Source organism: Bacillota bacterium (assembly GCA_024655925.1).
Lineage (GTDB): Bacteria > Bacillota > DTU025 > DTU025 > JANLFS01 > JANLFS01.
In genome coordinates this window covers 2,987-7,125 of sequence record JANLFS010000104.1, presented here as the reverse complement: position 1 = coordinate 7,125, position 4,139 = coordinate 2,987, and the positions used below count along the sequence as shown (strand labels likewise).

The following is a 4,139-nucleotide window of genomic DNA, read 5'->3' as shown; positions in this document are numbered from 1 at the left end:
TCACAGTGTACGAGAACCTACTCGCCGGGGCCTATCTGAAGTGGGACAAGACGCGCATACAGAAGAACATCGACCGGGTCTACGGCCTCTTTCCACGGCTGGCAGAGAGGGCCAGGCAGTACGCAGGCACGTTGAGTGGCGGTGAGCGGCAGATGCTTGCGCTCGGGCGCGGCCTCATGAGCGAGCCTTCCGTGCTGCTCGTCGACGAACCGTCCCTCGGTCTTTCCCCCATACTCACCACGGTTGTGCTACACCTCATCAGCGAGATCAACGCGCAGGGCGTCACCGTCCTCCTCGTCGAGCAGAATGCCCGGAAGTCCCTGGAGATTGCACACAGGGGATATGTGCTGCAGAACGGCAGAGTCGTGATGGAGGGAACGGGCCAGGAGCTTCTGGAGAACCCCTTGGTCCAGGAGGCGTACTTGGGGGCGCAGAAGTCCGATCGTACCCAGAGCGGTCTTGCGGCCGCCAAGCCGGAACAGGCGTAGCAGTCGCCACCGCGAGGCCCCGGCCGGGCCTCACAACGAAGAGGCCCGGCCTGTGATGGAGAGTGATAGTGCATCACTCGGAGGTGAGTTCGCGGTAGAGCCGGGGCATTCTTCCGGCAAACGCATCGGTTCCTGGCACGATCTGCTTGCGGGACGTGGCTGGAAGATCGGCGAAGGCTCCGACAATCTGATCCGTGTCGCTGAAGGCCTCGGCAATGATCCGGCCATCCGGGTCACAGATCAAGCTCTCCCCCCTCGTAGGCCGGGATGGGAGATGGGGCAGCGCGCCCAGTTCAGCGCCGGGTTTTCCGGTGCCAGCCGCTCCGTTCGCGCACACGACGAACACACGGTTCTCCATCGCCCGGGCCCGGGCGATCTCCCTATGCTTTGCGACCCTGCCGTCTGCAGCCCACACGATGAGGCGCGCCCCCGAAAGCGCAAGTGCCCGGGCCACCTCCGGCACCATTCCCTCAATATCCAGCATGATCCCGACCGGGCCGAAATCAGTATCGACGCACTCAATGCCATGCGCAGAAACGGGATCACCCGCAGTCCGTGTCTCTCCCGCCCCGGCGCTGCCTTCGCCGTGCAGGCACATGTGTCGGAAGGTTTTCTGCCCGTCACGGTACCCGAGCATGACGTAACGCAGTCCGCCAGAAGTCTGTTCCACCCAGGGGATCATCAGGAGGATGCCGCTGCCGGTGAACGACTCTCTCACAAGTCCGTCCAAGTCCGTTTCTCCAATTACGGGGGCTGCAGGAGGGCGGGCCGCATTTGACAGCGAGAACACTGCGATGTCCGCACCGAGCACCTGAAGCTTGCGGGAGACGTCCGCAAGTTCTGAGGGAAGCATCTGCGGATCCATATCCCCTATTCCGCGCATTCTCTGCACCACGGCGACGTACGGCGTTGACTTCGCTGAACCGGGTTCCCGCTCCATCGCGCGCTGTGATGGGGCGACCATACGTTGGGAGGGGGTCTCAGAAGTGAGGCGGACATATAGTTCGGGACGCCGAAGGCTGAGCCTGTGTGAAGCTGGCGTAGCCAGGGTGCCGCCATGGTCGGACAGTATAGTGTAGTCCAACCGAGCGGGCTCATCCGGTCTGGCTTCCACGACGATCTCTCCATCGGGAGAGACCACCATCGACCGCCCGCAGAAGACAAGAAGATCCTCTTCCCGGCCCACTTTGTTTGCGGCCGCGATCCACACCCCATTCTCAGCAGCACGGACGCTCATGAGGTACTCTGCCTGGGGATTCGACAGCATGGTTGGATTGCGCCCGGATGTGACCCAGTTCGTGGCGTTGGCGATCAGAGTGCATCCCCTCGTGGCCAGCATCCGCGTGACTTCGGGCACCCTCCCGTCCGCGCAGACTATCAAACCAACCTTCCCCCACGGTGCGTCGAATGAAGCGAACTCCTGTCCCGGGTCGAACCATATCGAATCGAAATGCCAGAGAAAATGCTTGCGGCACCTGGTCACCAGCTCGCCCTGGGGTCCCCAGACGAACACCGAGTTGTACAGGCGCGGGCCGCCGTAGCCATGCCGCCCCCGCCCAGAGATTGCTGGCCCGGCCAGCTCGGGGACGCCAAACACCATGTAGCTGCGTGCCGCCCGGGCTGCACGGGCTACACGGCTTTTCATCCGCTCGCTTCGTTCGGCCGCATCATCGTTCCAGTGTGCAAGATAGTAGGCGGGAAAAGCACATTCTGGGAATACCGCCAGATCGCAGGGGAACTTCTCCAAGTCAGCAAGAGCCGCCTCTATCTCGTTTTCTGTCACATCCATCTCGGATAGCGAGTGTCCCCTCAGCTGGAACACACTTACGCGAATCATACCACACATCCTCTCTCTGGCCTGAGATGTCGCAGGGTTCCGTGAAGTGGATCAACCTGGACTCCATGCTTAGCCGGTCGAAGATGAGGTTGAGGGCGCCTGCCGGTTCACCCCCACACGCGTGGGGACAACGTCCACGCCCGGAGCGAGCCGGAATGTGTTCAAGGTCCCCTGTTCTGGTTCAGAACATAGTCTTCGCGATAGGGGAGCATATATCCTCCGCGAACAGCATGTAGAGTGCCAGCACGTTCGCTGCTGAGTGCTCGCGCCATCGGGATCCGGGCGCGGGTTCAGGCTCCGGAGAAAGCCCCCTTCTGCAGGCAGAACCACAAACGAAGAGGCCGTAGTCTCGTACGCGCCCAGCCTGAGTAAGAACTCCTCGGTGGAATCCTGTATTGTGAGGGTGTAGGCGTCTGGGCCCACAAGTATGGTCACCTCGGCCGCAGTGATGGCCTCCCCGCTCGAGGTGACAAAGGAGTAGACTGATACTGCACCGTCGCTTCCCCCGAGGCGCACGGCCTCCGGGCCTGCAATGAGCCTGAAGCCGTGCAGATCCTCTTCATAGCGCTCGAGCAGAGCCGCAGAAACATCCAGAGAATCCGTGAAGAATTCCGGGACCTCGTAGATCTCAACGTACGCCAGGTCCTGGTCGTTCGGGCCGAAGAATACCCACGACCCCTCGAGGGACTGCTCCGGCACATACACCCAATCCTTCGGGAGAAGGAGCTTGAATCTCATTTCGCTGTCAGTGTGTTCGACGAAGCCGAGACCGGTCGTCACCACAGGAGCCCCCCGTGCCACGGTAGCGCGTGCACCGCAGGAGAAGACAATGACTGCCAGGATCGAGAGGATTACATAGCGCCTCTTGGTTATTGCCACAGATGATCGTCCTCCTCGCACCATTTGCAGCGGGCGCGCCACCGGGCCGGGGTCCACATCTGCTCCACACTTCCCGAGGGCTCAGCCTGCCCATTCGGCAGTTCTGCTTTCCCACCGCCCATTCCTCCACTGTTATCTGGCTCAGCACAAGGAATCTTCCCCGAACGGGACCCGCGGCCCAGGAGTACTGGTCTCTTCGGCCAGCGCGGTAATCACTGACACCCAGAGGATTCGCTGCTCACTCAATGGAAATAAGTACAAACCATGAACTTTTTGGGCTCAGCATACATCTATACTATTAGGCCCCATGCCAGTCAACCTCAGGTCTGAGAGCCGCGGGGCGAGACCCATCACAGACGTTTGGGAGGACCGATGGAATGAGACACCTGCTCAAGTCTAAGACCCTTTTTCCCGCAGTGTTGGCCGCCGTATTCTTGGTTGTGGTCACAGCATCCAATGCCTGGGCTCAAGTGCCCGTCGAGCGAGTGCTCGATCTGGCAACATCTATTGAACAGGCGCTCAAGCTCAACGCAGATCTTGCGTCGGCAAGATGGGACCTGGAACTTGCCAGAATGGACTACGAGAAGGCTCAATTAGACCAGATGATCTCTCCGAACCCTTCTATCCTTCGCCAGAGAAAGCTCGCCCTCGACCGGGCGGAGCAGAGCCTCAAGGACCTCGAAACCCAAGTCAGGCAGGAAACTGAGCGCCGTTTCTTCGACCTGCTGAAAGCATTGAAGACGGTGGAGCTAAACCAGAGCAAGCTCAAGCAGAGCCAAGACAACTTGACAATAGTCAAACTCAAGGTCGACCTCGGTATGGAGAGCGCGGTCTCCCTGCTCGACGCGGAGAGGGCATTGCTAGCCGCTGAGAAAGCCCTCGCCTCGAGCCTGGTATCGGTGACCGTCGGCAAGATGAACTTCCTGGCCTATCTA

The 4,139-nt window shown here is 60.5% G+C and carries 4 protein-coding genes; 2 read left to right on the top strand and 2 right to left on the bottom strand.

Features of this window, described 5'->3' with window-relative positions; translation table 11 throughout:
- Positions 1–488 (top strand): ATP-binding cassette domain-containing protein (locus NUW23_13265; protein ID MCR4427129.1); only part of this gene is annotated, 488 nt, incomplete at its 5' end.
- 73 nt (positions 489–561) lie between these two features.
- Here the strand turns inward: NUW23_13265 and NUW23_13260 are convergent.
- The gene (locus NUW23_13260; protein MCR4427128.1) at positions 562–2,325 is read right to left on the bottom strand and encodes a carbon-nitrogen hydrolase family protein; all 1,764 of its coding nucleotides are present in this window, start codon (positions 2,323–2,325) and stop codon (positions 562–564) included.
- A gap of 69 nt (positions 2,326–2,394) precedes the next feature.
- Positions 2,395–3,204 carry a hypothetical protein gene (locus NUW23_13255; GenBank protein MCR4427127.1) on the bottom strand — a complete coding sequence of 270 codons (810 nt, stop codon included), beginning with the start codon at positions 3,202–3,204 and terminating at the stop codon, positions 2,395–2,397.
- 377 nt (positions 3,205–3,581) lie between these two features.
- On the opposite strand from NUW23_13255, the gene NUW23_13250 reads away from it, so the two are divergent.
- Positions 3,582–4,139: TolC family protein (locus tag NUW23_13250; GenBank protein ID MCR4427126.1), on the top strand; the 558-nt coding region annotated here is incomplete at its 3' end.

What these genes read in the sequence shown, in the direction of transcription:
- NUW23_13260 (MCR4427128.1), bottom strand. Translation starts at nt 2,325, where the DNA reads ATGATTCGCGTAAGTGTGTTCCAGCTGAGGGGACACTCGCTATCCGAG.